Genomic DNA, 26,087 nt, shown 5'->3' with positions numbered 1-26,087 from the left:
TCCAAGGGGTTCAGGCGGGAGACGGCGCCGCACCGGTGACAGAGGCGGGCTCGGTGCGAGTGGTGCCGGGCAGCGGCTTGAGGGCGTCGACGTCGACGGGGACGACGCGGCCGTACCAGGCGTGGCCGGCCTTGCCGTACACGACGTCACCGGTGCCCATCTGCCGGATCCGGTCCGGGTCGACCAGCCACTTCTCCCCGTAGGAGGTTTGGCCCTCGTCGCCGTGGCGCTGGCCCTTGATCAGATGACGGCTGGGCAGCATCCGCCGGATCGAGCCGAGGTGTTTGCACAGGTCCCCGGCGTTCTCCGAGTAGCCGAGCAGCAACCCACCGGCGCAGGAGGACAGCAGCCGCGACAAAGTCCACGGATCCGCGGCCAGGCCCTCTTTCGACTGGGCGGAGAAGGTGATCGACACCCCCTGTGAGCGGCCGCGTTCGGCGATCTCGACCAGCCCGATCGAGCCCTGTTCGGTCGCGACCGCGCTGGCCTCGTCGAGCAGCAGATACACCGCGCGGCGTTCGTCAGCTCTGGTGCGGCCGGCGCGCTGCATCACCATCCGCAAAATGGCGGCGACCTGGGCGCGGGCGGCGTCCTTGTCCATTCCGGGCACCGTCACGTACAGCACATCCAGGTCGTTCAGATCCCGGCCGCCGTCGAACACCCCGTTGCCGTCGTGGTCCTTGAGCTGACCGAACAGGTTGCTCATTTTGATCAGTGCGTCATCGAGCTGCGGAACCTTCTCCTCCTGCAGCGCCTTGACCTGACGCACCACATCCGGTGCGGCCTGCCATGCATCGATCAACGCCTGTTCGTTGAGGCGGGCCAGGAACTCATCAGAACTCCGCGGCGGCCCGATCGGGGCGTCGACGACCAGGGAGACGATGCGTTTACGCATCTCGTCGAAGTGCTGGCCCTCGCTGCTGCTGGCCTGGCCCGATACCATCAGCTCCGACAACACCCCGCGCAGATCGCGGGCGGGCATATCCCAGATGTCGAGGCGGTCCCCGCCGGGGACGACCATCGCGATCCGGTCCGGGCGGATGCCGCGCTTGAGCGAAATCCGGCGGATCTTCTCCCCGAGCTTGCGGTCGTCCTCCCCGCCCTTGCACGCGATCAGCACCATCAACGGCCGCGGGTGCTTGCCCTTCATCCCCGGCACATCCCGCCACCGCTGCCACGCCGTCCACGACGCTTCCTGAATTGCGACGAAATGCCGCTCCAACAGCGTGGTTTTGCCGGATCCGGTGGTGCCGACCACGGCGAGGTGGCGGCCGATCTCGGCCAACGGCACCGTCAGCCACTGCATATGCCGCGCCGACAGCGACCGCCACACCCCGAGCGGCGCGGCGCTCACGTGTTCGGCCAGCACACCCAACACCACGTTGTTCCCGGCGGTGTACGGGGCGCCGTGCGCGGCGGTACGGGCGGCAGCCCGGTCGCGGCGCTTCTGCATCGCCGCGGCGATCCGCTCGGTGCGCGCCAGGCTCTTCTGGCCGACGCTGGCGTTTTTGTGCAGGAACTCCGCCCACCACCAGGTAGCAGCCAGCATGCCGGCGGGCAGCGCGATCAGCAGCATCGGCGTGATACCGGTGAAGTCCGCAGCCGCGAGCTGGTCGGCGCCGGACCACAACAGCACCCACGGGGTCGCCCACGAGCCGCCCGCAGCCACCGAGGACAGCGGCAGCAACAGCGCGGCGGTGGCGAAGTTCCGCAACCGGTGCGGCTCCAATGGCCGATGCGCGGCCACCGCCACGGTCATGATCAGTACCGCGATCACCACCGCCGCGATCACCGCGGACCGGCTGGCGGCGTCGGTAATCGCCGACAAGTCCGGTAGCTCGATACCGTCGAGGTGCTCGATTGGCGGGGTTACCGGGCTGGTCTCCGGCATCGGATCACCCAGCGGTGCAGCCGGGGCCGGGCTGAGGACCGCTTCGGCGCCGTAGGGCTGGCAGTCGTCTGGAGTGATGATCGGCTGGCAGTCGGGGTTACTCATGACGCTTCCTTGGTGACGTGCAGCCCTTTACGGGCTCGTGTGGCTTTCTGATCGGCAAGGAACTCGCCCCAGCGGTCGTCGAAGTCCAGAACCGAAAACTCGAAATCGAGCGCGGACAACTCAGCCGGAAGCCGCTCGGCGGCGGCGTTGACACCGTCCATGACCGAGGCGGACCGGCACAGATACAGCAGTCCGACACACGGTTCGGGCTCAGCCTGTGAGTCCCGCAGGGCACGGATCGCGCCCTGCAGCGCGGTATCCATCGCAGCGACGGTTTTGCGGGTCAGCTCGACTTCCAGCGCCCACCATTCGAATTCACCGCGCCGGCGGCGACGCGCGAACCGTGCATCGTGCACATGCGGCCGTCCGGCTGCGGGAGCCAGCCCCGACGACAGCAGCACCGGGCCGCGGCCTGCCACCTGCTCGGCACGTCGGCGCAGCACTCGCTCCGATACCCATCGATCCGGGTCTGGGCCGACAAGCATGATCCGGGCCTGCGCCACCGCCCGGTAGTGGTTGGCGTACATCAGCGGCGGGGTCCACTCCCGCGGCTTCCACCCCAGATACTGGGCGGCGGTGTCCCGCGTCGGGTACACCCACTTCGCGCCCGGCTGCACCTGCGTGAGCGGATGCACCAACTTCGCCTGCTGCAACTCCGCTACCAGCACATAAGTGTGGTTCAGGCTCATACCGAGAAACTGCGCCAGCACATCGATTTGCATGCCGTGCATATCCGCCAGCCCTGCCACCGCGGCCGTTTTCCGCGCAGTCAACTGCCCGGACGATTTCGATCGCAATAAATCCCGAACCGTGGTCCGCGGCAATCCGACAATCCGACCGATCTCGCTCTGCGAATGGCCGCCGGCTCGCAGCGCAGCGATCTCCCCCAAAGCGGCCTCGACTTTGCGGGCCGAAACCCCCAGCTGGCGGGCGATCTCGCGGTAGGACTTGCCCACCGCTCGCATCTCGGCGGCAATCTCCGCACGCTGCGACAACTCGCGGTCGACGCCGGTGATTTCCTGGTTGTGGTTCATCGTGTTCGTTCCCTTCCCCCGCGCTCGACCGGCCGGGCCCACGCAGTGCGGCGGGCGGCCAGGGCCTGACGGGTTTGGTCGATGACTTCGTGCCTGCTCATCGCGACCGCTCGACCCGACCACGGGCGCGGATCTCTGCCCTGCGCTGACGTCGCTGCTCGACGTACTCTGGGCCCATCAGCAGGCCGTTTACGCGGTCATCGGCCAGGTCCAGCTCCGGCTGCACCGACTCTGTGACCGCATGGAAGTGGTCCAGTTTGGCCACTTCAGCCGAGCAATCCCGGAAGTTCTTGCGAAGCTGAGAGCCCAACGCGGCGATGAACATGTCCGACAGCACGCCGTCGACCACCGTTATCCGCTGCTGCTCAGCCCGAGCCGCAGCCACCGCCCGCGACCACTCGTCACTGCCCGGTTCGGCGGTCATCGCGCCACCCCTTGCGCTCCGCCTTCGGCCGGTACCTGCTGCGCTGGCCGATCGACCTGCACGCAATCAGTACGGGTCGTCTCGTGGGCCCGGCAGATGTTCGGTGACGGCACGTAGTCCTGTTGGTCGATCCACGCCGCGGTGCACCCGCCCATCCCGACCAGGATCAGCACGGCCCACGCCATCAACTGACCACCGACCGGCAACGCCCGGATCGGTGCGAACACCGCACCGGTTCCGGTGAACTCCGGGCCAGCCATGCTCTGGAAGGCGTGGTGACCTCGCACGCGCTCGTAGTGCGTCGGCGCGTACCCCTGTGGATCCCGGCCGCCGTACTGCCCGTTCACCGCCGCACCCCCGATCGGGGACGCATCCGCCACAGCGCGATCGCGCCCAGCAGCATCACCGAGAACGCGAGAATCTCCGGGGCGGTGAGAATCAGGAAACCGATCGAGATGGCGGCAACCGACATGACAAACGTTCTGATGCGCATCAGAAGTCACCGCCCTTGCGGCTCTTCTCGCGCCGCCGGCGGCGGGACTGAGCCGACTTGAGCGCGAGCCGGGTGTAATGCGCCTTCCGGGCCTGATCCGCGCGATACGCCCGCTCTTCCGGACTGAGCAGGCCGTCTGGGTCAACGATTCGATCGAACTTCGACTCGAGGGCAGCGCGCGCTTTGGCGGTTCGCGCTGTCCGGTCGGAAGTCCGGGCCCAGGACTCATGGGCCGCGATACGCGCCTGGAGAGTCCGTTCGACTGGCGTACTCATGCGATATCCCCGGAAGCATCGACCACGACCGGCTGGACGAGGGCGAGGAGCTCCGCGTGATTCACCCGGAGCAGGTGGCCATTGATCCGGAACCCGCGCAGGTGGCCGGCGGCGATCCAGTTGCGGATCGTCTTCGCGTCGACATCGACGAGTGTCGCGGCGGTTTTGAGGCTGATGAGGCGACGAGCGTCGCTCCCGTGGGCGCTGCTGTAGTCCTTGTGTGACATGCGCACTCACTCCCTTAAAAGTAGGAAATCCGTTGCAATTCCTCACTTTTCGGGAAATTTGGCGCCCGTAGCACCGCATACATGGACGAGTAGGGACGTCTTCTGTACACTGAAGACGTCCCTACTCGTCCCTTGGGAGTAACAATGCCGAACGACCGTCTCCGCGACGCCCTTCTCCGCAATGGCCTGGACATTCCGCATGTCGCCGCGACAGTGGGCGTCGAGGAAAAGACCGTCGAGCGGTGGATCACGAAGGGGCGCACCCCCTATCCGCGGCACCGCCACACGCTTGCGTCGTTGGTCCGGGAGACCGAAAACTATCTATGGCCCGACGCCGTGGCCCCTGAACGGCGCGGTGAAATAAGCCAATCCGAGGTCATCAAGGTCTATCCGCACCGCAACTCGATCCCAAATGATCTGTGGTCCCGCCTTCTGTCGGCTACCGCCGAGCAGCTGGACATCCTCGTGCTGGCCGGGTTGTTCATGGCCGAGGATCCACTCTTCACGAAGACCATTCGGCAGAGAACACAGGAAGGCCTGCAGGTACGAATGCTGTTCGGCGATCCACGCGAGCCCGAAGCCACGAAGCGCAGCGCGGAAGAACGCTTGGCACCGGCGACCGTACCGGCCCGCATCCAGAACGCGCTGGCCTTGATACAACCGCTCGCCCAGGTCGAAAACGTCGAAATCCGATTCCACGGAACGACGCTCTACAACTCCATTTTCCGGTTCGACGACGAGATGATCGTCAATATGCACGTCTACGGGCAGCCTGGTGCGCATGCACCGGCAATGCACCTCCGCCGGCTCCCGGCCGGTGACTTGTTCGAAACGTATATGACCAGCTTCGAGCAGGTATGGAGCGAGAGCGAACCCGCGAATTTCGAGGAGTTCCGATGAGCCGGACCGACTACTTCCACGACCCGGCGGCGCCGGCCGCGAACTCCATCAAGGTCGCCGTGAGCGCGCTGGTTCAGGACGACCAGGGCCGCGTCCTGATGATTCGGCGAACCGACAACGATCTGTACGCGATCCCCGGTGGTGGCCTCGAAGCCGGCGAGACGGTGGCCCAGGCCGTCGAGCGTGAGGTGCTCGAGGAAACGGGCATCACCGTCCGGGTAAGGAGCCTGGTCGGAGTTTTCTCGAACCCGGACCATGTGATCGCCTTCGACAATGGCGAAGTCCGTCAGGAGTTCTCGATCTGCTTCCGCGCAGAGCCCGTCGGCGGTGAGGTGCGCACGAGCAGCGAGTCCAAGGAAGTCGCCTGGATAGCCCCGGAGAAGTTGCCCGAATTGAACATCCATCCATCGATCCGGCTACGGATTCGGCGTGCGCTCGACCCGGCCGACGAGCCCTACTTCACGTAACCGCGGTTCTTCTGATCCGCTCTTCGGTGCGCTCCGCTGCTGCGAGCAGATGAGGTGCCGCCTCAGCCACGGAGAGCGAAACAACATGATCCGAGCCGTACCGGGCCCGAACCTCGGCGATCCGGGCTGCCACTTCCGTGAGGCCTCCTGTCGGCGTTGTGGTCATATCCGCCCACCAGAGCGCATCACGCTCAGCAGAGTCCTCGTCGGCCCATTCGATCGAAACCCCGCGCCTGCGCGCCTCGACACACGCACATGAGTGATTGGCCACCAGACCGCAGAGGCGATCGTCGGCGCCGAGCTGCCGCAGAAAGCGTGCGCCGTCAACCGGATGGAAACCTGTAGTAGCGAGCGCCGGCGCGTAACCGATATCGTGCAGCCACGCCGCGGTGACCAGTAGTTCCGGATCGGCCACGGCCGGGGCCGCCTCTACCGCCCGCCGAGCGACGCCCTCCACGTGCGCCACCCGCCGCGGGAGAGGGGCCAGGTACTCACGTGCGAGTCGTTCAGCCCAGCTCCGGCCTTCTTCCGAGGTCATGAACACACGGTAGCCAGCCGCCACGCTGTTCGGACCGTTCAGGCCCCACACAGGCCTGATCACAGCTGGTCGCCGAGACGTGCGCGACGGTGCGCCGATTTCGCCCTGCTGTCGGCCACCGCAGCGCCGTACCGCGCGAGCATCTGCCGCGACCGCCAGCCGGCGAGCATCATCAGATCCTGCTCCTGGCCGCCGCTGTCGAGCCACGTATGCGCGAAGAAGTGGCGCAGCTGGTGAGGGTGAAGCCGCTCTACCCCCGCGGCATCACAGCGCCGTTCGAGCATTTGCCGGATACCGGAGTCGGTCATCGTCCCTCGGTACCCGAGCCACAGGGCGGGGTTGTCGTTCTTCGCACCGGGATGTTTGGCCCGCACCCGAAGATATCTCCGCAGCGCCGTGCGCGTCTTGTCACCGAAGGGGCAGGTCCGCGGCCGCGCACCCTTGCCGATCACCAGCACGGTGTTCTCGTTGAAGTCCAGCGCGTCGACCTCCAGCGGGGCGAGCTCGCCGCAGCGCATTCCCGTATCAGCGAACAGCCGGATGATGGCGTTGTCGCGGCGGTCGGCGAACTCGGCGCCACCACATTCGGCCAGTAGCGCTTTCACCGCGTCCATACTCGGGACGGGCACCTTCTGTTCCGGTACCGCCGGCGGACTCATCTTGTCGAACGGATTGCTCTCGATGATCTCCTCGGCGGTGAGGTACTTGAAGAACTGTTGTAGGGATCGGTACTGCCCGCGGGCGTATTCGGGAGAGAGCGGCGCGCCAGTGCGCTGATTCGGCCGCGTGAGCAGATCCTCGATGTAGGCGCCGATGTGCTCACGAGTGATGTCCGGAGCCTCGGTCGGCAGGCCATTCGCCCGAAGGAAGGCGGCAAAGTACTTGATCCGCGTCAGGTAACCGTCGATCGTCTGCTTGCTCCGGTTCTTCCGCCGCAGCTCGGTCGCGAAGTCCTCCGCCAGTTCGCGTATGTCGTCCAGATCCATCCCCATGACCGGATTCTACCGGCAAAATACATTGCTGACGGAGCGCTGTTCTGGACAACTTCGGCTGTCGAGTTCCAGGTTTTCCCTGGTAGGAGAGTGTTTGTGGGGCGGGCGGGGCTCGAACCCGCGACCAATGGATTATGAGTCCACGGCTCTAACCGACTGAGCTACCGCCCCTCGTCGCGACCAGCTCGCAGGTGTCGGATGCTACCCGGTCGGCGCAGTGGGGGCCAATCGGCCCGGGGGCTGCGCGCCGGGTCCGGGCGGCCCCGGCTCATGGGGGCGGGGTTGTCGCCATACGAAGAATTCCCCCGTGTGTCGTTCCTCTCGCCTACCCCAGCGGCCGGGGCTTCGCCGCTCTTGTTCCGGCCCCGCCACCGGTTGCCCCTACACCGAAAGTATCGGTGCCGTACACCCGCCGGTCGACTCCCGGAGCAGGGGCTTCGCTGTCTGCAAGCGGGTCCGGTCCATGTTCCGGTGGCCGGTCCATCAGCCTTCGGAGGTATTTCTTGCTTCCGAAAGTGTTGCAGCACAAGTTGAAAGGGATATGTCGCCCTGCACACAGAAAGCGGCGCAGAAGTGTTTCATATTTGTAACTTCAAGTTATGCGGGATGGATCGGAAGGGGTCGTTCGGGGCGTGTGCCCTCGTAGCGCGAAGAGCTCGTCGGGACATCCGGACCGTCTGCCGCGGATATGCCCGTAAGCATTCCGGACCCAGACGCGGACCCTTCGGATTTCTACTCGCTGCCGTTTCATCGAGGGATTCTCAAGGCTCATCTGGCCCATCGGCTGGAAGCCACCGCCAACGATCTCGCGACATCGATCAGCGAGAAGATCTACCGGGGCACCGCCGATCGTTTGCGGATCGTCCGCGACAACCTGGTGGAAAGCGATCGGACCGGAGCGCGGTGGTTCCGCTGGCCGTTGGACGCGGAGGTGGGTGTCTTGCTGTCACCGAGGCCGGATATCGGGCTGCCCACGGACCCCAGAAGTGTTCACGAGCAGTGGTCGGGGTTGTCCGCGGCCGAAAGGGAGGACCGGTATCGCGCCGATCCGTTCCTGGGGAATCGAGACGGTATACCGCAGGCCGACCGGGACCGGTACAACCGGCGGACGCTCGGGATATTGCGGGAGCGGGCCGAGCGGGAAGGCAATCAGGATCACCTCGACCGGATCGACGATATACAGCGCTTCCTCGATTCGACCGAAGAAGGGCTGCCGCCGCACTTCTTGTCGTATATCGACGACGAACTGCGGTACGTGTACGCGCTCGGTAACCCCGATACCGCGGACAATGTCACCGTCGCGTTGGTGGGTGCGTTGCGGCGGCGCAGCGGGGTGGGCTACGCCGAGCAGTCCCTGAAGCAGTTGCGTCAGGCGGCGCTCGCGGTCGATCCGACGGCAGAGACATCGGTGGTGCTGTGGGGCGCCTACGACAACCCGAACTCGCTGGTCGCGACCTTGCGATCGACACCGGCCGAGGAGGGAGCGCCGGCGGTGCGTAGTTTCCACGAAGGGCTGCGGGCCACGCATGAGGGCACGCCTTCGCACAACACCACCATCGCGCACTCCTACGGCGGGGTTCTCGGTGGCCATTCGGCCGGGCACGGGAACGCCTTGGATACGGACGCTCTCGTCTTCGTCGGCAGTTGGGGGACGGGTGCCACCCATGTCGGTGATCTGCGGCTGGCCGGTGCCGAACCGGCCCTCAGCGGTGAGCGCGTGTTCGCGACGATGGCACAGCACGACTCCATCCAGCTGATGCCCGCGACGCACGGTCCCGCCCCGACCGATCCCGCGTTCGGCGCTACCGTGTTCCACACCGATTCCACGCCCAGCGAGAGGCAGCTGGGCTGGAATCCGGCGGATCACCTCGCCACCAATTACTTCGGCTCCGGCAACAGCGCGTACCGGAGCCTGGGAATGATCATGACCGGGTACGGGGAGCTACTCCGCTGAGTAGTGCCCGTCGCTTTTCCGCCCCTTCGAACCGACGAAACGAGGAAGCCATGCCATCGGCGACAACTCGGGCCGCCGCCCGCGCGCAACTGCTCCGGTACTTCGCCGAGACCCTGCGGGCGTTGCCCACCGGTACGTCTCTGGCGCTACGGCATCCGGATCTGCCGGCCGCCGGTTTCCACCACGGTGTCACGCTGCCCCACGATGACGACCCGGACAGTTCCGCCGAGTTCTTCGATATCTCGTACTGGATGGTCGGTGTGGGCCCGGCGGAGTCCGATCGGTACTTCGATCTGGTGCTGCGGGCTTGGCGCGCGCTCGGCGCGGAATCGGCGACCGATCGCCCTACGCGGCCGCGCAACGGTTACGCGCGGACATCCGACGGATACGCTCTCACGATCACCCAGAGTGTGACCGGGCACCTCGGTCTCTCCTGCTCGACCCCCCCGTTCGAGTCGGCACCGGCCGAAGAGGAAGCCTTTCCCGACCGGATCGATCACCCCTCCGCGGCAACGTGAGCCCAATCCGCCACCGGCGGACTCCAGCGGGGTGGGCGTCGCGCTGTCCGGCGACGACGAGCGACTCGCCACGGGTGAGAGCTACGGCGTACGAGAGCGCGAGAAACAGCGGACGGAATGCCCGAGCCGGTGTTCGGCCGCCGGGGGAGGCGGCGAGTGAAAGGTGTCCGGGGTCGCGGCTCACTAGGGTGGGGTTGCTGCCGAGTGGAGGAGGGCGAGTGGCCGGGTTGTTCGTGCGGGCGTTGCGGGTGCACCAGTGGGTGTACGAGAAGAGCGGTGGGCTGGTGGGGCACCGGTTGCTGTTCGGGAATCCGACCCTGCTGCTGCGGACGGTGGGCCGTAGGAGCGGTCTGCCGCGGACCTCGGCGCTGACCTATGCGAGGGATGGAGCGGATTACCTGGTGACCGCCTCGAACGGCGGATCGCCGCGGCCGCCGGGGTGGCTGGCGAATGTGCGGGCACGACCGGAGTGTGAGATCCAAGTGGGGCGGCGCGCGTTTCCGGTGACCGCCCGGGCGACGCTGCCCGGCGATGCGGAATACGCACGCCGCTGGGAGTTGGTGGACGCGGTGAATCGGGGCCGGTACAGCGAGTACCAGAAGAAGACGACGCGTCCGATTGCCGTCGTAGTGCTTTCGCCGCGCGGGGCGGGTCAGTCGGAGTAGCTCTCCGATCCGGCCCGCACGCGAGTTCTCCGCGGAGCGAGATCCTCCGGGGGACGGCTGGCGAGATGGACTACGGCGGCAACAAGAATCAGGATTGCGAGCACTACCAATGCGGTAACCACGGCACGCACAGTAACGAGGAGCATCCGCGGTCGCACCCCAGATCGGTCTATGGTGCGTTTGCCCGTTTAGCGCATTGCAGGCCGAATCACTAAGTTGATGATCATTTTTCGCGCAACAGCGCAATAATCCAGACTATTTACCGTTCGATGTGGGTTCTGATAATAAATTCTGAAACCGAACGGTTCCAACATATATCAAATTGATATGAACCGGCATACCGGGAAACCCTTGCCTCACCATCCTTTTCGAAAAGCCCGGCAGGGTCTCGATCCGGCTGCCGAAAATGTGCCGCCGGAACCATTCCCACTATTACACGCAACCAAAAGTTACAGCCATTTCGGGGGTTCCGGAGCACCCGCCGGGCAACCGGCCGAGGCGAAGCCGTCAGCCCCCGCCGCCACCACCGCCGCCCCCACCGCCACAGCCTCCCCCGCCACCGCCGCCGCCACAGCCCGAACCGCCGCCCGAACCACCGTCACCGGCCGACCAGAGCCCCGAACCACCGGCACCACCCCCGGACCCCCCTCCACCCCTCCCACTCCCTCCCGAACCCCCTCTGCTGATGACGACGATCACTACCACGACGACAGCCACACCGATCAGGATGAACAATGCTCCCAGGTCCATTACTCCACGGTACCGGCGAACCATCCTGCGGCACATCGCTTTCCGCCCGGATATCGCGGCCGGAAAAGATCCGGCGGGGCAACGTGCCCCACCACCACCCAGCTGAGTTCCCTGACCCCGAACCAGTTGGTAGAGGCCGGGATTCGCGCTACCTCCACCTCCGCGAAAGCGGCCGGGATAATGGAGCGGTGTTCGCCTTCACCTCCCCACGCCGCCGCCGCGGTATCGATCCCGCCGACGTGGCACAGGCGGTACGCGAGCTCGAACTTCCCGATGCCGTCTACAAGACCTGTCCCTGGGAACCGCGGGAACTGGTCGCCACCGGCCTGCGCCAGTGGTTGCGCTGCTGCGGCCCCGCGCTGGCCGACGATCAGGCGATCGGGATGCCCTCGCGCGCCGTGGACGAGGCGTGGCACGGATTCATTCTGTGCACCCGGCGGTACGCGGATTTCTGCGAGCGGGCCTACGGGCAATTCCTGCACCACCATCCGGAAGGCGCCGGATCGCCGGATACGGACCACGGTGATATGGCGAACCAACTGGGCCGGACCGTCGTGGCCTGGTCACTGGCCGCCCGGCCCGGAGAGGCCTGCGTGCTCTGGGACCTGGATACCCGGCTGGGGCTGGACCGCCCCTGGGGCATTCCGGCGGAGCGGGTAGCCTCCATCGAGGCGACACTGCGTACCCGTTGATCGACCGCCTCACCATTTCTTCGCAAAACGGTCAATCCGGAAACAAATGATATTCCGTACTGCGGTATCTTCGGCGGGGTGAGTTACTCAGCCGCCGCAGCGGTCACCACCGACCTCGCCCTGATGCCGGGTTTCCTCGATCCGGTGAATCTGCTCAATTCGTTCGGCACCTGGGTGCTACTGGGCCTGCTCATCGTGGTGTTCATCGAATCGGGCCTGCTGTTCCCCCTGCTGCCCGGCGATTCGCTGCTGTTCACGGCAGGGCTCATCGCGGCGTCCAAATCGGCCGAGATCGAACCCTTCGCCCCCATCTGGCTGCTGCTGGTTCTCATCCCGCTCGCGGCGATAACGGGCGACCAGGTCGGATACTTCATCGGCGCGCGGGGCGGGACGGCGCTGTTCAAGAGTGACGACGCCAAAATATTCAAGAAGTCCTATATCGACGAATCGCACGCGTTCTTCGAGAAGCACGGTCCCATCACCATCGTGCTGGCCCGGTTCGTGCCGATCGTGCGCACCTATGCCCCGCTGGTCGCCGGGGCGGCCAAGATGAAGTACTCGGTGTTCATCACCTACAACGTGATCGGCGGCGTGCTGTGGGGCTCCGGGGTCACCATGCTGGGCTACCTGCTGGGCCAGATCGCCGTCGTACGCGACAATATCGACCTGATCTTCCTGCTCATCGTGGCCGTCTCGGTGCTGCCGATCGCCTGGGAGGTGCTCAAGCGGTACCGGGCCGGGCGTACGAGCGGAAGCACCCCGGCGATCGGCGAGGACGAACCGGTCGACCACCGGGCCCGCTGACGCCGGGTAACCGGCCGCCGGGGCGGGCCCGGCGGCCGGCCCCGCTCAGCGCACCAGGCGGCGGATGAGCCTGTTCCCGAAGAGGGTGGCGATGGTCTTCTCCAGCGTGGCGGCGGTGGCCTCGCTGTAGGGGTACCAGATGTTCTCTTTCTTCAGGCCCCACCGGTCGAGCAGAACAGGCTGCGCGTGCGCGAAACCGCGGAGCGCGTCGCGCCCGTTGACCTGCCCCAGCCCGCTGTCCTTACGCCCCCCGAAAGGCGCCTCGGCCACGCCGTAGATCACCGAGGCGTCGTTCTGTACCACCGACCCGGTCTTCAGCTGTTTGGCGAGACGCAGGACCTTGGCCTTGTCCTTGGTGAACACACTGCCACTGAGCCCGTACCGGCAGTCGTTCGCCAGTCTCACCGCCTCCTCCTCGTCGCGCACCCGCATGATGGCGACGATCGGGCCGAAGGTCTCCTGCTGCATGAGGTCCATCTCGTGGGTGACGTCCACCACCACCGTCGGCTTGAAGAACACACCCTCGGTGGTATCGGATTCACCACCGAGCAGGATGGTGGCGCCCTTGGATCTGGCGTCTTCGATATGTTTCTCCACGATCTCCAGCTGGCGGTCCCAGAACAGGGGACCCACATCCTTGCCGGAGGGGCCGTAGGTGACCTCGGCGGCGCGTTTGCGGACCTCTTCGATGAAACGGTCGGCGATACTGTCCACCACGTAGATCCGCTCGACCCCCACGCAGACCTGCCCGGTGTTGAACATCGACAGGTACACCGCACCGAGCGAGGCACGGTCCAGGTCGGCGTCGGCGCAGACGATCATCGCGTCCTTGCCGCCCAGTTCGAGGGTGCACGGGATGAGCCGGCTCGCGCACGCCGCGGCGATCTTCTTGCCGGTGGCCACGCTACCGGTGAACGAGATCTTGTCGATATCGCCGTTCACCAGGGCCGCACCGGTCTCGCCGTCGCCGTGTACCACCTGCAGCACATCCTCGGGGACCCCGGCCTCGTGCAGCACCTTGACCGCCCACTCGCCGGAATGCGGGGTGACCTCGGACGGTTTGAGGACCACCGAGTTACCGGCCAGCAGCGCCTGCGCGATCGGGTTCAAGGAGAGAATGAACGGGCCGTTCCACGGGGTGATCACCCCGACCACACCCAGCGGCTGATAGTTGATGACCAGCTTCTTCAGCGGCAGCATATAGCCGTGCAGGCGGCGTTTCTCGTCGGCCAGGTCCTTGGGCGCCCGCCCGCTCCAGTAGTTCAGGAAATCGCAGGCCGGCACCATCTCCACAGCCAGCGCCTCGACCCGCGGCTTACCGGTCTCCCGCATCACCGTCTCGACGATCTCGTCGCGCCGCGCGAGCAGCACCGAGACCGCGTTACGGATGATCGCGGCGCGTTCCTCGACCGGCCGCGCCGCCCAGCCGGGTTGCGCGGCGCGGGCCGTGGCCAGCGCCGCGGCCACATCGTCGGCCGTGCTCACCTCGATCTCGCCGACGCGTTCGCGGGTAGCGGGGCTGCGCAGCTCGAGCCGCCGGCGTCCGTCGGCGGTCGGCTCCAGCTGTTCAACGATGGCCATGGTGATCTCTCCTCACCCGAGGAATTGAAACAGGTTCTACTTTAATTCGGAGCTTACGTCATCCTCGAAGGCCACGCACCGGGGATCGATCGAACCCTTCCGGACTTCCCACGATGGACCGATCAAGCGATTCAATCAAGTGATTGACACAAGCCGCCGGCCGGGCCACGATCGAAACGCGGTCCAGTGCCGGGCCGCGCCCCCGAGCAGTAGGAGACCGATGACAGCCGAGTCCCCGGACGCGAGCCTCACCGCGCCCTACAGCATCGAATTCCCGTACAACCGGACAGTCGGCGAGAAGATCGGCACGTTCCTCGGCGGCCTGCGCGACGGCGAGCTGTACGGGGTGCGCACCGCATCCGGCGCGATACTCTGCCCCGCCCTGGAGTTCGACCCGGCCACCGCGGCTCCCACCGGCGAACTGGTCCGCCTGGCCCCCACCGGCACCGTCTCCCACTGGACCTGGGTACCCACCCGGCCCGGCGACGATATCGAGGCCGACCACTTCGCCTGGGCCCTGATCACCATCGACGGCACCGCAGGCGGCCTCTTCCACGCCGTCGACACCGGCGGCGACCCGTCCCGCCTCACCGCGGGGCTACGGGTGGCGCCCCGCTGGCGCGCCGAACGGGTGGGCAGTATCCGCGATATCGTCTGCTTCGCACCGGTGGAGTCGTGATGAGCGCCCTGCCCGCCCCCGTGGAATCGTTCACCAGTCCGCACAAGGTGGACTACACCTTCGTCGCCGGAACCGGACGCTCGGCCTTCCTGCGCGGACTGAAGGAACGCCGGCTGCTGGCCCGCCGCTGCCCGGCCTGCGAACGGGTGTACCTACCCGCACCGGAATTCTGCTCCCGCTGCCTGGCCGGACTCTCCGCCCCGTTCGAACTGGACGGCACCGGCGTGGTGAAAACGTTCTGCGTGGTGAATTTCCCGTTCCCGGGTCAGGTGATCGACCCGCCGTACCTGGTGGCCTATATCCAGGTCGACGGCGCGGACACCACGCTCATGCATCTGATCCGGGACGTCGAACTCGCCGATGTGCACATCGGGATGCGCGTGGAACCGGTGTGGTGCGCCGAGGAGGACCTGGACACATCCATGAACAGCATCCGCTACTACCGGCCGGTCACAGGAGGTCCCGATGCGTGATATCGCGGTGGTCGCCTTCGCGCAGTCGCCGGGAACCGCCGCCGACCGGCAAGACGATATGGCCGAGATCCTGCTGCCGGTGATGCGCGAGGCACTCGGCGCGGCGGGGATCGACCGCACGGAGGTCGACTTCTGGGCGTCGGGCAGCCACGATTTCCACGAAGGCCGGACCTTCGCCTATATCGAATCGCTCGACGCGGTGGGCGCGTGGCCGCCGATCTCGGAATCCCATGTCGAGATGGACGCGGCCTGGGCGGCCTACGAAGCCTGGTCGTGGCTACAACTCGGCGAGGGCGAGATCGCGGTGGTCTACGGTGTCGGGCGCGGGTCGCTGGCCCGCGATCTCGACCAGGTGACCGCCACCCAGCTCGACCCGTACTTCCTGGCCCCACTGCGCCCGCATCAGGACGCGCTGGCCGCCCTACAGGCGCAGGCGCTGATCGCCGCCGGTGTGCTGGACGAGAAACAGCTGGCCGAGGTGGTGGCCCGGGCGTGGGCGGGCGCGGTGGGCAATCCGGGCGCGCAGGTGTCGGGGGAGGTCACAGTGGCCGAGTTGCTGGCCGCGCCGTATCTGGCGTCGCCGCTGCGCGAACACGATCGAGGGCCGATCGGTGATGCCGCGGCGGTCCTGGTGCTGGCGGCCGGGGATACCGCGCGGCGGCTGGCACGGCGCCCGGCCTGGGTACGCGGCGCCGACCACCGGATGGACAGCCACTATCCGGGAACCCGCGATCTGACCCGCGTCGACACGGTGACGACGGCCGCGGCGAAAGCCGCCGAGCAGGCCGGCTTCGCGGCCCGCGAGGTGCAGATCGCCGAACTGCACACCGAGTACAGCTATCAGGAACCATTACTGACGCAGGCACTCGGATTGTCCGGGGCCACCGTCAATCCCGGTGGCGGACCGCTGACCGCCCGGCCCACCACCGCCACCGGACTCATCCGGATCGGCGAAGCGGCACAGCACATCCTGACCGGTCGTGCGGACCGCACCCTGGCACACGCCACCAGCGGGCCCGCGCTCCAGCAGAACATGATCTGCCTACTGGAGGGAGACCGATGAAACTCGCGGTCGTCGGAATCGGACAGAGCAAACAGGCCAAGAAACGCAAGGTCACCATCGGCGCGATGGTGCGCGAAGCCGTCGACGAGGCGATGGCCGATGCCGAACTGGAGTTCGGGGATATCGATGCCGTCGTCCTGTCGAAGACCCCCGATCTGTTCGACGGTGTGATGAACCCGGAGTTGTACCTCGCCGATGCGATGGGGGCTCGTGGGCTACCGGTGACCCGGGTCTTCACCGGCGGCAGCGTCGGCGGGCACGCCGCCATCTACGGTGCGCATCTGGTGCAGGCGGGGCTGGCCCGGCGGGTGCTGGTGGTCGCGTATTCGAAGGAATCCGAGGGCGATTTCACCTGGGCTCTTTCGCGCGGGCTGCCGTTCAGCGCGCAACTGGGCGCGGGAGCGGGAGCGCATTTCGCCCCGGTGATCCGGGAGTACATCCGCCGTTCGGCGGCTCCGGAGCATATCGGCTGGCAGATCGCGGTGAACCATCGCCTCAACGCCACACGCAACCCGTACGCGCATATCCAGTTGCCGGACATCACGGTGGAGCAGGTACGCGAATCCCGGATGCTGTGGGATCCGATCCGCTTCCTGGAATCGTGCCCGTCCTCGGACGGTTCGTGCGCGGTGGTGATCACCGGGGAGGCCGACGCGCACCACACCGGCCGTCCCCCAGCCTGGATCCACGGAATGTCGTGGCGCACCGAGACCGGTCATTTCGCCGGCCGCGACGAGGTGGACCCCGAGGCCGGCCGGCAGTGCGCGGCCGAGGCGTACCGGCAGGCCGGGATCACCGACCCGGCCCGCGAGATCGATACCGCCGAGCTCTACATCCCCTACAGCTGGTTCGAACCGATCTGGCTGGAGAACGTCGGTCTGGCGCCGGTGCACGACGGCTGGAAGGTGGTGGACTCCGGCCGGACCGCGTTCGACGGGTCACTGCCGATCAACCCTTCCGGTGGCGTGCTCTCCGGGAATCCCACCGGCGCGACGGGTCTGCTGCGCTTCGCCGAGGCGGCCATGCAGGTCCGCGGCACCGCGGGCGAGCACCAGGTACCGGACGCGCGGCGCGCCATCGGCCACGCCATGGGCGGGGCGGCGCAGTTCCACGCGCTCTGGGTGGTCGGCTCCGAACCGCCGGACTCCTGATACCGCGATACCTCCGTCTTCGCTGCGGCCTCCGCGGACCGCATCCACCAGCCCCTGAGAAAAGACCACGATGCGATACCTCCGCCTTCGCCCTGGCCGCCGCGGACCGCATCCATCACTATCCGAGGAGAGATCATGAGCGGGCGGGTATATGTCGCCGGTGTCGGTATGACCAAGTTCGAGAAGATCCAGTCGCGGGACTGGACGTATCCGGAGATGGTCGCCGAGGCGGTGGGGCAGGCACTCACCGATGCCGGAGTGGGTTACGAGCAGGTGCAGCGCGCGGCCGTCGGTTACGTCTTCCAGCCGTCCACCGCGGGGCAGCGGGCGCTCTACGAGATCGGCCTCACCGGTATCCCGGTGGTGAACGTGAACAACAACTGCGCCACCGGATCGACCGCACTCGTACTCGCCCGGGAATGGGTGCAGGCCGGGCTGGCCGATATCGTGCTCGCGGCCGGGTTCGAGCAGATGACCAAACAGGCGATGTCCGGCGACGGCACGGTCCCGAAGGTCACCACGGTCGACCGGCACATGGCCGCGCTGAAGGCCGCCGCCGGTTTCGGTAGCGCTCCGATGACCGCTCAGTTCTTCGGCGCCGCCGCCGGCGAACACATGGCGCGGTACGGGACCACTCGCGAACAGCTGGCCCGGGTCGCGGTGAAGAACCACGAACACTCCACCCGCAACCCCAAAGCTCAGTTCCAGGACGCCTACACCCTCGAACAGGTGCTCGGCGACAAACCGGTCTCCGATCCGCTGACCCGCTCGCAGTGCTCCCCCATGTCCGACGGCGCCGGCGCGGCGGTACTCGTGAGCGAACGCTACGTCCGCGCGCACGGGCTCGATCGGGCGGTACCGATTCTCGCCCAGGAACTGGTGACCGATACCGGCGCCTCGTTCGATTCGGGCTCGATGATCGATGTGGTGGGCGCCCCCATGGCCCGGATCGCCGGCCGGAAGGTGCTCGAGACCGCTGGGGTGGGTATCGACGATATCGATGTGCTCGAACTGCACGACTGCTTCTCCATCAACGAATTACTCACCTACGAGGCGCTGGGGCTGTGCGGTGAAGGCGAATCCGGCGCGCTGATCGAATCGGGTGCCACCACCTACGGCGGCCGCTGGGTGGTCAATCCCTCCGGTGGGCTCATCTCCAAGGGACATCCCCTCGGCGCCACCGGACTGGCGCAATGCACCGAGCTGGTCACGCAGGTACGCGGCGCCGCGGGAGATCGCCAGGTGGCGGGCGCGCGGCTCGGGCTCGCGCACAATCTCGGCCTCGGCGGCGCCTGCGTGGTGACCCTGTACGGCGCGCCGGACACGGTCTCCTAGAGTTTCGGCCATGACGAGAAGCCGGGTGCGGACGGGACGAGCGATACGCTCGTCCGCCGCGCCCCCGCCCCGGGATGCGGACGCGGCCGGCGACGCGGCCCGGCCGGACCCCGGCCCCTTGTCCGGCACCGATCTGCCCACCGATCAGCGCCTGATCCTGGCCGCCGAACGGCTTTTCGCCGAACGCGGGATCGACGCGGTATCACTGCGCGCGGTGATGGCCGAAGCCGGTGCGAACGTCGCGTCCGTGCACTATCACTTCGGTTCCAAGGATGCCCTGGTCGAGGCGCTGATCAGCCGCCGCAGCGAACAATTGCACGCCCGGCGCGCCGAACTGCTGGACGCCGTCGAGGCTTCCGGCGCACCCGATGCCCGCGCGCTGGCCGAGGCCTTCGTCCGCCCGGTCGGTGAACTCGCCGCCGCCGGCGGCACACCGTGGATCCGCCTGGTCGCGGGCATCATGAGCGGTAATCATCCCGCCCTCACCAGGCTCACCGAGGGGTTCGCCCCCCAGGCGCTGCGGTTCAACGCTCTACTGGAACAGATCGCTGCCGGGGTCGCGCCCCGGACGCTCCGTTTCCGCCTCACCCAGGCCATGAACCTCACATTCCAGACCCTCGGCGACCCGGACGGCCTGCGGGGCATGCTCGCGCTGAGCGGTACCCGGCTCTCCCCCGACGAACTGCTCGTCGAACTGATCGATACGGTCACCGCGATCCTCACCGGGCCGCCGGACCGGTGAGCATCGTGGTGACCCGAGCCGGTCGACGGATTCGGTCACGTCCTCGCGCGTACGGCGCTTCGGCCGGGGCCGCCGCCGGGGGAGTTCTAATCGGTCGATTCCACCAGCAGATGCTCCAAGACCGCGGTCCGGTCGGAGTATCTACGGACACCGATGACCGCGACGAACTCGCGACCACCGGCACGACGCTGCAGGAGACGCCAGTTGTTGGCCAGGTACCAACTCGCTCCGGAAGTACCACGCGGGCCCGATCCCACGCAGTAGATACAGTACCGGCCGGGGTGCAGATCCGGGCTCGGTCGTACCCGCACGATGATGCCGATATCGCGATCCTTGTTCGACTCATGGCTGCTTCCATCGCTCAGCTCCAGGCGCTGCCGGCGGAAACCGTTGTCGGCAGGAGCATCCCGGACCGTGAACAGCGGGCACTCGACGCTCTCGAGGTACCGCTGAGCGCAGTCGTTGCCGATGAGTCCGAAGCTGATGTACGGACCGTCGAAGTGCGCGACGATATCACGGGCGCTCTGCACATCGGTGGGAATACCGGTGTGGCGCTGGAGTAGGGAGAACACATACAGGAGACCGCGAATATCGTTTTCCGGCACCATGACCGGCGCACCGATGCGGTGATGAGGAGCGAGAACACCGGGCCTGCCCCCGAATCTGCGCCGCCGGGGAATTTCCGCTTCCCGAGATGTCTCCCCGGGCGGCTCGCTCGCCTCCAGGGTCGGGTACACCAGAGTCGCCCCCCGGGTGGCCGTCTCGGCACCGAGAAACGTTCGAAGCCGGAGATCGGTATCCGACGGACCGATATGGTCCGGCCGGATGACGGTGGCGTCCGAATCGACCATTTGAAACAATCCTTCCACCGTCCATCCCGGAAACATTTTCTCGAGCACCCGGCGGTGGTAGTAGCGGGGAAGTCCGACCATGCGGCCGGAGAGCCATTGGTAGTACTGCGCCTTGGCCGGCCCGTGACCGCGCGGAACAGGTGGGTCGAGCTGTGCCGCGCACCTGTCGTACGCTGCGAGGAAATCCGGATGACTATTGAGGTGCCGCTCCGCCAGCAGCATCTTCAGTACGGTTGCCAACGAAAACCCCTTACCCCTGCGGCCTGTGCCCATCGTGGCTTTGTCGCTGTTCGCTCAACCCGCAATGTGGCTGGGCCGCCGGTTATCACCCCTGCGACAGCCCAGCCACATCAGTCGTCACACGTAGGTGTAGGCGACACCTTCGGTAGTGCCTCCCGCGGTGGTGACGGTCACCTGTACCGTACCCGTCCCGGCGGGTGTTACGGCCGTGACCTGCGTGTCCGAGTCCACGGTGAACGAGGTCGCCGGTGTGGCACCGAAATTCACCGCCGTGGCCCCGGTCAGATTCGTCCCGGTGAGGACGACGGTCGTTCCGCCGATTTCCGGTCCGGTATCCGGCAGCACCGTGGTCAGGGTGGGAACCCCGATGTAGGTGTAGGCGACACCGTTGCTGGTTCCGCCCGCGGTGGTCGCGGTGATCTGCACGGTCCCGGTTCCGGCGGGAGCGACAGCGGTGATCTGCGTATCGGAATCGACGGTGAACGAAGTCGCCGGTGTAGCACCGAAAGCGACCGCGGAGGTGGTGGACAGCGCGGTCCCGGTGAGCACGACTATCGTCCCGCCGGCTTCCAAGCCCACATTCGGAACCGCTGTGGTCAGTGTCGGTGCCGGGATGTACGTATAGGCGAGTCCGTTACTGACTCCGCCGGGAGTGGTCACGGTGAGTTGTACGGTCCCGGTCCCGGCGGGAGCGACAGCGGTGATCTGCGTATCGGAATCGACGGTGAACGAAGTCGCCGGTGTACCACCGAAAGCGACCGCCGAGGCTCCCGACAGTCCGATACCGGTGACGACGACCGTTGTTCCGCCGGCTTCCAAACCCACATTCGGAACCGCGGCGGTCAGAACAGGTGCCGGAATATACGTATAGGCGACACCGTTGCTGGTTCCGCCCGCGGTGGTCACGGTGACCGCTACGGTGCCGGCACCGGCCGGGGCGACAGCGGTGATCTGCGTCGGTGAGTCGACGGTGAACGAGGTCGCCGGTGTGGCACCGAAATTCACCGCGGTCGCTCCCGCCAGTCCCGTGCCCGTGAGGACGACCGTTGTCCCGCCGGCGGCCGGGCCCGAGCTCGGGACCACCGAGGTCAGGGTGGGCAGCGCGACGTAGGTGTAGGCGAGGCTGTTGGTGGTTCCGCCCGCGGTGGTCACGGTGACCGGTACGGTGCCCGCACCGGCCGGGACGACAGCGGTGATCTGCATATCGGAATCGACGGTGAACGAAGTCGCCGGTGTGGCACCGAAAGTGACCGCGGAGGCAGTGGACAATCCGGTCCCGATGAGGATCACCGTCGTGCCACCGGCGGCCGGCCCCGAACCAGGAGTGATGGAGCTCAGGGTGGGGACCGCGGCGTAGGTGTAGGCGACGCCGTTGCTGGTCCCACCCGAACCGGTGACGGTGACCTGTACGGTTCCGGTTCCGGGTGGGGCCACTGCCGTGATCTGGGTGGGAGAGTCGATGGTGAAGATGGTCGCGGTCGTGCCGAATCGCACCGTCAACGGGCCGGTGAATCCGGTCCCGGTTATCGTGACGGTGTTACCGCCCGATGCGGGCCCCGCGGTCGGCGCGATGGCAGTGATGGTAGGTATCACGACATAGATGAAGGGGACCGCGCCACTGGTACCACCCGGGCCGGTGACCCTGACCGGCACGATCCCGGTGCCGGGCGGGGATACGGCCGTGATCTGCGTATCGGAATCGACGGTGAACGAAGTCGCCGGTGTAGCACCGAAAGCGACCGCGGTGACCCCCGTCAGACCCGATCCGGTGAGGGTGACCGTCGTGCCGCCCGCGGTCGACCCTTGGTTGGGACTGATGCTGTTCAGCACGGGAACCGGAACATAGGTGAAGGGAACCGCGTTGCTGGTGCCGCCGCTCGAGGTGGTGACGGTGACCGGCACGGTACCGGACAGATAGGCGGGGGCGATGGCCGTGATCCGAGTGGGTGAGTCCACCGTGAAAGAGGTGGCCACATTGCCGAACTTCACGTCCGTGACAATGGGATCGAAGCCGGTGCCGGTAATCGTGACACTGGTATTGACGGGCCCTGAGGTGGGGGAAAGGGAAATGATGGTAGGCATGGCGCTGCCTCCTTGTTGCTGGGTCGATGGTTCCGCTGCACCGGGTGGGCGCCCGACTCTTGTTGAATCCCGGCTCTTTCCATTAACACCCCGCACCGGTTGCCCGGCAATGCCTCTACCACTCCGTTTTCGTCCGTTTTCGAACGCTTTTCTGCGTTTCGCAGATTTCGTTGCCGTGCACGCTGCGATATCAACCTCTTGTGCCCCAGAGGTTTTCGGTCGACACCGACCGGCGCGGTCTCATCGCATGCCGCACGAAGCCGGAAGGTTGCACTGCCGGCGGAAGCCGCGAGCCGGCCCCAGGGGTGCACGGATCAGAAGGGCAGAGGCCGCCGGCGCGCGACCCTATCGCGCACAGCCGAACGGCGTGCGGCTCACCGATTCGGCCATCTCGGCCCGCGCACACTCCCGATCCCGAGGCCCGGTCGATCGCGCGCTTTCCAGGACCGGCCGGACAGCGTGGTGTCCCGTTCCCTCGGTTGTACTCTCAGTTCACCTGCCGGCCCTGGCCCCAGTACCGGGCACGCAACGCCTTCTTGTCCGGTTTCCCCAGCGGGCTCACCGGGATACTGTCGGCGAAATCGACCGTTTTCGGTGTGTACACCGCGCCCTTGCGCTCCTTCACCAGCGCCTGCAATTCCTCGGCCGGTACGCTCTGCCCGTCGCGCAGGACGACCACCGCCTTCACCGCCTCGCCCCACTTCTCGTCCGGTACACCGATCACCGCCGCCGCGCTCACCGCCGGATGCGACGACAGCACGTCCTCGACCTCACGCGGAAACACATTGAACCCACCGGAAACGATCATGTCCTTCTTGCGGTCGACGATATAGAGGAAACCCTCTTCGTCCTGCCGGGCGATATCACCGGTGTGCAGCCAACCGAATTCCGTGGCCTCCGCGGTTTGTTCGGGCTTGTTCAGGTACCCGTTCATCACCAGCGGTCCCCGGACGCACACTTCTCCCGGTTCACCCTGGGGCACCTCGTTGCCCTTGTCGTCGAGCAGCGCGACATTCAGCCACGGCACCGGACGGCCGCAGCTGGCCAGTCGTTCCGGTTTGTCCAGGTCGTGGTCGCCGCGGCGCAGCACCGAGATGGTCATCGGGCTCTCGGCCTGGCCGTAGAACTGGAAGAAGATCGGCCCGAATTTCTCGATGGCCTCGGCCAGCCGGGTCGGGGAGATGGCGGAGGCGCCGTAGAACACCGTCTGCAAACTGGACAGATCGTATTTGTCCAGATCGGGGCTGTCCAGAAGTGCGTACAGCATGGTGGGCACGAGCATGGTCGCGGTGATCCTGTACTTTTCGATCGCCTCGAGGACCTTGGCCGGATGGAAATAGGGCAGCACCACGATGGAGCCACCCTGCTGGGCGGTCGGGTTCCAGAATGCGGCACCCGCGTGACTCAACGGTGTGCACACCAGGAAGCGGACCTCCTCCGGCCACTCCCATTCGGTCATCTGGATCCGCAGCAAGGCCGCGCTGCCGCGGAAACTCATCTCCACGCCCTTGGGTTTACCGGTGGTGCCGCCGGTGTAGGCGAGACTCATCGTGGCATCGGGGTCGACACGCGGCGCTTGCAGCGGGCCGGGGGTGTAGCCGGCCGCGGCCGCGATGAGATCGGTCGCCACTTCGGAGGGACCGAACGAGAACAGGTTCCGCAGGCCGGGCACCTTCTCCCGCAACTGCGCGGCCCGTTCGTCGAAACCGGTGGGGTCGAAGACGAGGGTTTCCACGCCGGCGTCCTGCAGAACGTAGGCGTGGTCGTCGAGCGAGCCCATGGGGTGCAGGGCCATGGCCCGCGACCCGTTCACGTTGTTGGCGCCCTGGGCGAACAACACCTCCGGCCGGTTCGCCGACAACACCGCTACCGGCGATCCGGGACCGAGCCCCGCCGCGGCCAGTGCCTGGGCATAGCGGCTGATGTGATCGCGCACGTCGCGGTAGGTGAGGGTGGCGTCGTCGATATGGACCGCGGTGCGGTCGGCGTAACGCTCGAGGGCCTTGCCCAGCAGCTCCACCGCCAAGGGCTCGCGGTGCAGCAGATCGGTGTCGTCGACGTGCGGCTCAGTGTTCATTCGTCTGCCTTTCGGGCCTGCTCCCGGGAGCGGCCGAGCGAAATTGACCGGCGCCCCGGTACAGCCGCGACCCGACGCCGCCGCACGGCGGTACGACCCGCGAACCGCCCACCGGGGCTCGCAAACCGCAAAAACTATAACACGTTCTACTTTATTCGCGGGACAATCCGCGGGCAGCGAGAGCCCCACGAAGCGCCGAGCCGAGTGGTAAGGCCGATCCCCCGCGAGCATCCCGTCCACGCGCCGCCGGATACCGAGTGGACCCTCCTTCCGGATCTCGGCGGTGAGCAGCTTCCCGGGAACGTTCCGGTAACTCACCGGCCGCAGGAAACGTTCGACGGCACGGGCGCCGACCGAGGTAGTGGCGGGCGCGGTGGTGGCCGGTTTCGTCCAGGTCGATCAACGGACTGCGCATGGGAACTGCCGGCCGGCCGATGACTTTCATACCCGCCTCGACCGGATCTGGCGTGGCGGCAGAAGAACGAGAACCCTGCTCCGGCCCGGCCGATAGCGGAACCCACCGGCCCGGAGAGCACGGTTGCGGATCTAAAAAGGGATATTTAATATCCCTATTGTGAAAATGGGCGAGGGCGTCGAATGGAGCCTGCACTGCTGTGTGACACTGGCCTGGCTCGAGCAACAGTGGCCGGTGCCGATCACGCGCCTGTCCGCTTGGTTCGACCTGCCACAGGAGTATCTGAAGAAACGCCTGCAAACCCTGGTACGCGCGGGAATCCTCACCTCGTCCCGGGGCGTTCGCGGCGGATTCGGGCTCGCTCGTCCGCCCGAACAGATCACCCTGCTCGATGTCGTGACCGCCGTCGAGGGCGCAACCGCCCCCTTCCGCTGCACGGAGATCCGGCAGCGCGGCCTCAGCGGCCGCACAGCGACCACGGACTTCACCGCTGCGTGCGGAATCGCGGTGGCCATACGCCGGGCCGAACTGGCCTGGCGCCGGGAACTGGCCGCACAGACCATCGCGGACCTGGCCATCACGGCCCCCGCCGGCTCCGCCGAGCGCACCCAGCAAGCATTCGCGAGCCCGGCACCATGACAGCGGAGCCGCGTTCCGCCGGAACAGAAC

At 66.7% G+C, this 26,087-nt stretch carries 27 protein-coding genes and 1 tRNA gene; 14 read left to right on the top strand and 14 right to left on the bottom strand.

From position 1 onward, the window contains the following. Positions 1-10: 10 nt before the first annotated feature. From ACYR7D_RS13765 to ACYR7D_RS13735, 7 genes are all read right to left on the bottom strand, one after another. The gene (locus tag ACYR7D_RS13765) at positions 11-1,996 is read right to left on the bottom strand and encodes a type IV secretory system conjugative DNA transfer family protein (RefSeq protein WP_459549901.1); all 1,986 of its coding nucleotides are present in this window, start codon (positions 1,994-1,996) and stop codon (positions 11-13) included. Further along, on the bottom strand, positions 1,993-3,030 hold the full coding sequence (locus ACYR7D_RS13760; protein ID WP_459549900.1) for a hypothetical protein: 1,038 nt from the start codon (positions 3,028-3,030) through the stop codon (positions 1,993-1,995). The genes ACYR7D_RS13765 and ACYR7D_RS13760 overlap by 4 nt, the downstream gene beginning before the upstream one ends. A gap of 97 nt (positions 3,031-3,127) precedes the next feature. After that, complete coding sequence (locus ACYR7D_RS13755) at positions 3,128-3,454, bottom strand: hypothetical protein (protein WP_459549899.1); 327 nt, start codon at positions 3,452-3,454, stop codon at positions 3,128-3,130. Then, on the bottom strand, positions 3,451-3,801 hold the full coding sequence (locus ACYR7D_RS13750) for a hypothetical protein (RefSeq protein ID WP_459549898.1): 351 nt from the start codon (positions 3,799-3,801) through the stop codon (positions 3,451-3,453). The genes ACYR7D_RS13755 and ACYR7D_RS13750 overlap by 4 nt, the downstream gene beginning before the upstream one ends. After that, complete coding sequence (locus ACYR7D_RS13745; protein ID WP_459549897.1) at positions 3,798-3,947, bottom strand: hypothetical protein; 150 nt, start codon at positions 3,945-3,947, stop codon at positions 3,798-3,800. Before ACYR7D_RS13745 ends, ACYR7D_RS13750 begins: the two co-directional genes overlap by 4 nt. Next, the gene (locus ACYR7D_RS13740; RefSeq protein ID WP_459549896.1) at positions 3,947-4,222 is read right to left on the bottom strand and encodes a hypothetical protein; all 276 of its coding nucleotides are present in this window, start codon (positions 4,220-4,222) and stop codon (positions 3,947-3,949) included. Before ACYR7D_RS13740 ends, ACYR7D_RS13745 begins: the two co-directional genes overlap by 1 nt. Beyond that, positions 4,219-4,449, bottom strand: a complete 231-nt coding sequence (locus tag ACYR7D_RS13735) for a helix-turn-helix domain-containing protein (protein WP_459549895.1) — start codon at positions 4,447-4,449, stop codon at positions 4,219-4,221. The genes ACYR7D_RS13740 and ACYR7D_RS13735 overlap by 4 nt, the downstream gene beginning before the upstream one ends. 144 nt (positions 4,450-4,593) lie before the next feature. Here ACYR7D_RS13735 and ACYR7D_RS13730 point away from each other — a divergent pair, with 144 nt between their 5' ends. Together ACYR7D_RS13730 and ACYR7D_RS13725 are read left to right on the top strand one after the other, a co-directional pair. Then, entirely contained in the window at positions 4,594-5,349 is a 756-nt protein-coding gene (locus ACYR7D_RS13730) for a hypothetical protein (protein WP_459549894.1), read from the top strand. Continuing rightward, positions 5,346-5,816, top strand: coding sequence for an NUDIX hydrolase (locus ACYR7D_RS13725; protein WP_459549893.1), 471 nt, complete (start codon positions 5,346-5,348; stop codon positions 5,814-5,816). Before ACYR7D_RS13730 ends, ACYR7D_RS13725 begins: the two co-directional genes overlap by 4 nt. Here ACYR7D_RS13725 and ACYR7D_RS13720 read toward each other — a convergent pair. The 3 genes from ACYR7D_RS13720 to ACYR7D_RS13710 form a co-directional block, all read right to left on the bottom strand. Then, the gene (locus ACYR7D_RS13720) at positions 5,809-6,354 is read right to left on the bottom strand and encodes an HD domain-containing protein (RefSeq protein ID WP_459550150.1); all 546 of its coding nucleotides are present in this window, start codon (positions 6,352-6,354) and stop codon (positions 5,809-5,811) included. The two genes, ACYR7D_RS13725 and ACYR7D_RS13720, sit on opposite strands and share 8 nt — an antisense overlap. A 59-nt stretch (positions 6,355-6,413) precedes the next feature. Then, on the bottom strand, positions 6,414-7,346 hold the full coding sequence (locus ACYR7D_RS13715) for a tyrosine-type recombinase/integrase (protein WP_459549892.1): 933 nt from the start codon (positions 7,344-7,346) through the stop codon (positions 6,414-6,416). A 97-nt stretch (positions 7,347-7,443) separates the two neighbouring features. Next, positions 7,444-7,517, bottom strand: a tRNA-Ile gene (locus ACYR7D_RS13710). Between the two features lie 517 nt (positions 7,518-8,034). Between ACYR7D_RS13710 and ACYR7D_RS13705 the strand changes: the two genes are divergently transcribed. The 5 genes from ACYR7D_RS13705 to ACYR7D_RS13685 all read left to right on the top strand — a co-directional run bounded on the left by ACYR7D_RS13705 (position 8,035) and on the right by ACYR7D_RS13685 (position 12,729). Beyond that, positions 8,035-9,300 carry an alpha/beta hydrolase gene (locus ACYR7D_RS13705; RefSeq protein ID WP_459549891.1) on the top strand — a complete coding sequence of 422 codons (1,266 nt, stop codon included), beginning with the start codon at positions 8,035-8,037 and terminating at the stop codon, positions 9,298-9,300. Positions 9,301-9,350: 50 nt separating this feature from the next. After that, positions 9,351-9,818: a hypothetical protein gene (locus tag ACYR7D_RS13700; protein ID WP_459549890.1), complete on the top strand. Its 468-nt coding sequence runs from the start codon at positions 9,351-9,353 to the stop codon at positions 9,816-9,818. Between the two features lie 218 nt (positions 9,819-10,036). Then, complete coding sequence (locus ACYR7D_RS13695; RefSeq protein ID WP_459549889.1) at positions 10,037-10,483, top strand: nitroreductase family deazaflavin-dependent oxidoreductase; 447 nt, start codon at positions 10,037-10,039, stop codon at positions 10,481-10,483. A gap of 938 nt (positions 10,484-11,421) precedes the next feature. Beyond that, on the top strand, positions 11,422-11,925 hold the full coding sequence (locus tag ACYR7D_RS13690) for a glycine-rich domain-containing protein (protein WP_459549888.1): 504 nt from the start codon (positions 11,422-11,424) through the stop codon (positions 11,923-11,925). Positions 11,926-12,048: 123 nt separating this feature from the next. Further along, complete coding sequence (locus ACYR7D_RS13685) at positions 12,049-12,729, top strand: VTT domain-containing protein (protein ID WP_459550149.1); 681 nt, start codon at positions 12,049-12,051, stop codon at positions 12,727-12,729. 45 nt (positions 12,730-12,774) lie between these two features. On the opposite strand, the gene ACYR7D_RS13680 is transcribed toward ACYR7D_RS13685, so the two are convergent. Beyond that, positions 12,775-14,310 carry an aldehyde dehydrogenase family protein gene (locus ACYR7D_RS13680; RefSeq protein WP_459549887.1) on the bottom strand — a complete coding sequence of 512 codons (1,536 nt, stop codon included), beginning with the start codon at positions 14,308-14,310 and terminating at the stop codon, positions 12,775-12,777. A 220-nt stretch (positions 14,311-14,530) separates the two neighbouring features. On the opposite strand from ACYR7D_RS13680, the gene ACYR7D_RS13675 reads away from it, so the two are divergent. The 6 genes from ACYR7D_RS13675 (at position 14,531) to ACYR7D_RS13650 (ending at position 19,753) form a co-directional block, all read left to right on the top strand. Beyond that, positions 14,531-14,989 (top strand): DNA-binding protein, encoded by a 459-nt coding sequence (locus tag ACYR7D_RS13675; RefSeq protein ID WP_459549886.1) that lies wholly within the window; start codon positions 14,531-14,533, stop codon positions 14,987-14,989. Next, complete coding sequence (locus ACYR7D_RS13670; protein ID WP_459549885.1) at positions 14,989-15,462, top strand: Zn-ribbon domain-containing OB-fold protein; 474 nt, start codon at positions 14,989-14,991, stop codon at positions 15,460-15,462. The genes ACYR7D_RS13675 and ACYR7D_RS13670 overlap by 1 nt, the downstream gene beginning before the upstream one ends. Continuing rightward, positions 15,455-16,525 carry a lipid-transfer protein gene (locus ACYR7D_RS13665; protein ID WP_459549884.1) on the top strand — a complete coding sequence of 357 codons (1,071 nt, stop codon included), beginning with the start codon at positions 15,455-15,457 and terminating at the stop codon, positions 16,523-16,525. Before ACYR7D_RS13670 ends, ACYR7D_RS13665 begins: the two co-directional genes overlap by 8 nt. Further along, entirely contained in the window at positions 16,522-17,676 is a 1,155-nt protein-coding gene (locus ACYR7D_RS13660) for a thiolase domain-containing protein (RefSeq protein WP_459549883.1), read from the top strand. Before ACYR7D_RS13665 ends, ACYR7D_RS13660 begins: the two co-directional genes overlap by 4 nt. Positions 17,677-17,811: 135 nt before the next feature. Beyond that, a complete protein-coding gene (locus tag ACYR7D_RS13655; protein ID WP_459549882.1) occupies positions 17,812-19,011 on the top strand; it encodes a thiolase C-terminal domain-containing protein in 1,200 nt (399 codons plus the stop codon). 10 nt (positions 19,012-19,021) lie between these two features. Further along, positions 19,022-19,753, top strand: a complete 732-nt coding sequence (locus ACYR7D_RS13650) for a TetR family transcriptional regulator (protein ID WP_459549881.1) — start codon at positions 19,022-19,024, stop codon at positions 19,751-19,753. Between the two features lie 86 nt (positions 19,754-19,839). Here the strand turns inward: ACYR7D_RS13650 and ACYR7D_RS13645 are convergent, their stop codons facing one another. The 3 genes from ACYR7D_RS13645 to ACYR7D_RS13635 all read right to left on the bottom strand — a co-directional run bounded on the left by ACYR7D_RS13645 (position 19,840) and on the right by ACYR7D_RS13635 (position 25,003). After that, positions 19,840-20,844, bottom strand: coding sequence for a hypothetical protein (locus tag ACYR7D_RS13645; protein WP_459549880.1), 1,005 nt, complete (start codon positions 20,842-20,844; stop codon positions 19,840-19,842). A 117-nt stretch (positions 20,845-20,961) separates the two neighbouring features. Further along, entirely contained in the window at positions 20,962-22,926 is a 1,965-nt protein-coding gene (locus ACYR7D_RS13640) for a beta strand repeat-containing protein (RefSeq protein ID WP_459549879.1), read from the bottom strand. A gap of 487 nt (positions 22,927-23,413) precedes the next feature. Continuing rightward, on the bottom strand, positions 23,414-25,003 hold the full coding sequence (locus ACYR7D_RS13635; RefSeq protein ID WP_459549878.1) for an AMP-binding protein: 1,590 nt from the start codon (positions 25,001-25,003) through the stop codon (positions 23,414-23,416). 580 nt (positions 25,004-25,583) lie between these two features. On the opposite strand from ACYR7D_RS13635, the gene ACYR7D_RS13630 reads away from it, so the two are divergent. Further along, positions 25,584-26,057 (top strand): RrF2 family transcriptional regulator, encoded by a 474-nt coding sequence (locus ACYR7D_RS13630; protein WP_459550148.1) that lies wholly within the window; start codon positions 25,584-25,586, stop codon positions 26,055-26,057. Positions 26,058-26,087: the final 30 nt, after the last annotated feature.

It is taken from the genome of Nocardia sp. X0981 (assembly GCF_977089955.1).
This window is presented reverse-complemented; position numbering and strand designations above follow the sequence as displayed.

What these genes read in the sequence shown, in the direction of transcription:
- ACYR7D_RS13640 (WP_459549879.1), bottom strand. Translation starts at nt 22,926, where the DNA reads ATGCCTACCATCATTTCCCTTTCCCCCACCTCAGGGCCCGTCAATACC.
- ACYR7D_RS13720 (WP_459550150.1), bottom strand. Translation starts at nt 6,354, where the DNA reads ATGACCTCGGAAGAAGGCCGGAGCTGGGCTGAACGACTCGCACGTGAG.
- ACYR7D_RS13650 (WP_459549881.1), top strand. Translation starts at nt 19,022, where the DNA reads ATGACGAGAAGCCGGGTGCGGACGGGACGAGCGATACGCTCGTCCGCC.
- ACYR7D_RS13735 (WP_459549895.1), bottom strand. Translation starts at nt 4,449, where the DNA reads ATGTCACACAAGGACTACAGCAGCGCCCACGGGAGCGACGCTCGTCGC.
- ACYR7D_RS13630 (WP_459550148.1), top strand. Translation starts at nt 25,584, where the DNA reads ATGGGCGAGGGCGTCGAATGGAGCCTGCACTGCTGTGTGACACTGGCC.
- ACYR7D_RS13760 (WP_459549900.1), bottom strand. Translation starts at nt 3,030, where the DNA reads ATGAACCACAACCAGGAAATCACCGGCGTCGACCGCGAGTTGTCGCAG.
- ACYR7D_RS13730 (WP_459549894.1), top strand. Translation starts at nt 4,594, where the DNA reads ATGCCGAACGACCGTCTCCGCGACGCCCTTCTCCGCAATGGCCTGGAC.
- ACYR7D_RS13675 (WP_459549886.1), top strand. Translation starts at nt 14,531, where the DNA reads ATGACAGCCGAGTCCCCGGACGCGAGCCTCACCGCGCCCTACAGCATC.
- ACYR7D_RS13740 (WP_459549896.1), bottom strand. Translation starts at nt 4,222, where the DNA reads ATGAGTACGCCAGTCGAACGGACTCTCCAGGCGCGTATCGCGGCCCAT.
- ACYR7D_RS13705 (WP_459549891.1), top strand. Translation starts at nt 8,035, where the DNA reads ATGCCCGTAAGCATTCCGGACCCAGACGCGGACCCTTCGGATTTCTAC.
- ACYR7D_RS13680 (WP_459549887.1), bottom strand. Translation starts at nt 14,310, where the DNA reads ATGGCCATCGTTGAACAGCTGGAGCCGACCGCCGACGGACGCCGGCGG.
- ACYR7D_RS13635 (WP_459549878.1), bottom strand. Translation starts at nt 25,003, where the DNA reads ATGAACACTGAGCCGCACGTCGACGACACCGATCTGCTGCACCGCGAG.
- ACYR7D_RS13725 (WP_459549893.1), top strand. Translation starts at nt 5,346, where the DNA reads ATGAGCCGGACCGACTACTTCCACGACCCGGCGGCGCCGGCCGCGAAC.
- ACYR7D_RS13715 (WP_459549892.1), bottom strand. Translation starts at nt 7,346, where the DNA reads ATGGGGATGGATCTGGACGACATACGCGAACTGGCGGAGGACTTCGCG.
- ACYR7D_RS13670 (WP_459549885.1), top strand. Translation starts at nt 14,989, where the DNA reads ATGAGCGCCCTGCCCGCCCCCGTGGAATCGTTCACCAGTCCGCACAAG.
- ACYR7D_RS13655 (WP_459549882.1), top strand. Translation starts at nt 17,812, where the DNA reads ATGAGCGGGCGGGTATATGTCGCCGGTGTCGGTATGACCAAGTTCGAG.
- ACYR7D_RS13700 (WP_459549890.1), top strand. Translation starts at nt 9,351, where the DNA reads ATGCCATCGGCGACAACTCGGGCCGCCGCCCGCGCGCAACTGCTCCGG.
- ACYR7D_RS13765 (WP_459549901.1), bottom strand. Translation starts at nt 1,996, where the DNA reads ATGAGTAACCCCGACTGCCAGCCGATCATCACTCCAGACGACTGCCAG.
- ACYR7D_RS13685 (WP_459550149.1), top strand. Translation starts at nt 12,049, where the DNA reads ATGCCGGGTTTCCTCGATCCGGTGAATCTGCTCAATTCGTTCGGCACC.
- ACYR7D_RS13665 (WP_459549884.1), top strand. Translation starts at nt 15,455, where the DNA reads ATGCGTGATATCGCGGTGGTCGCCTTCGCGCAGTCGCCGGGAACCGCC.
- ACYR7D_RS13660 (WP_459549883.1), top strand. Translation starts at nt 16,522, where the DNA reads ATGAAACTCGCGGTCGTCGGAATCGGACAGAGCAAACAGGCCAAGAAA.
- ACYR7D_RS13745 (WP_459549897.1), bottom strand. Translation starts at nt 3,947, where the DNA reads ATGCGCATCAGAACGTTTGTCATGTCGGTTGCCGCCATCTCGATCGGT.
- ACYR7D_RS13755 (WP_459549899.1), bottom strand. Translation starts at nt 3,454, where the DNA reads ATGACCGCCGAACCGGGCAGTGACGAGTGGTCGCGGGCGGTGGCTGCG.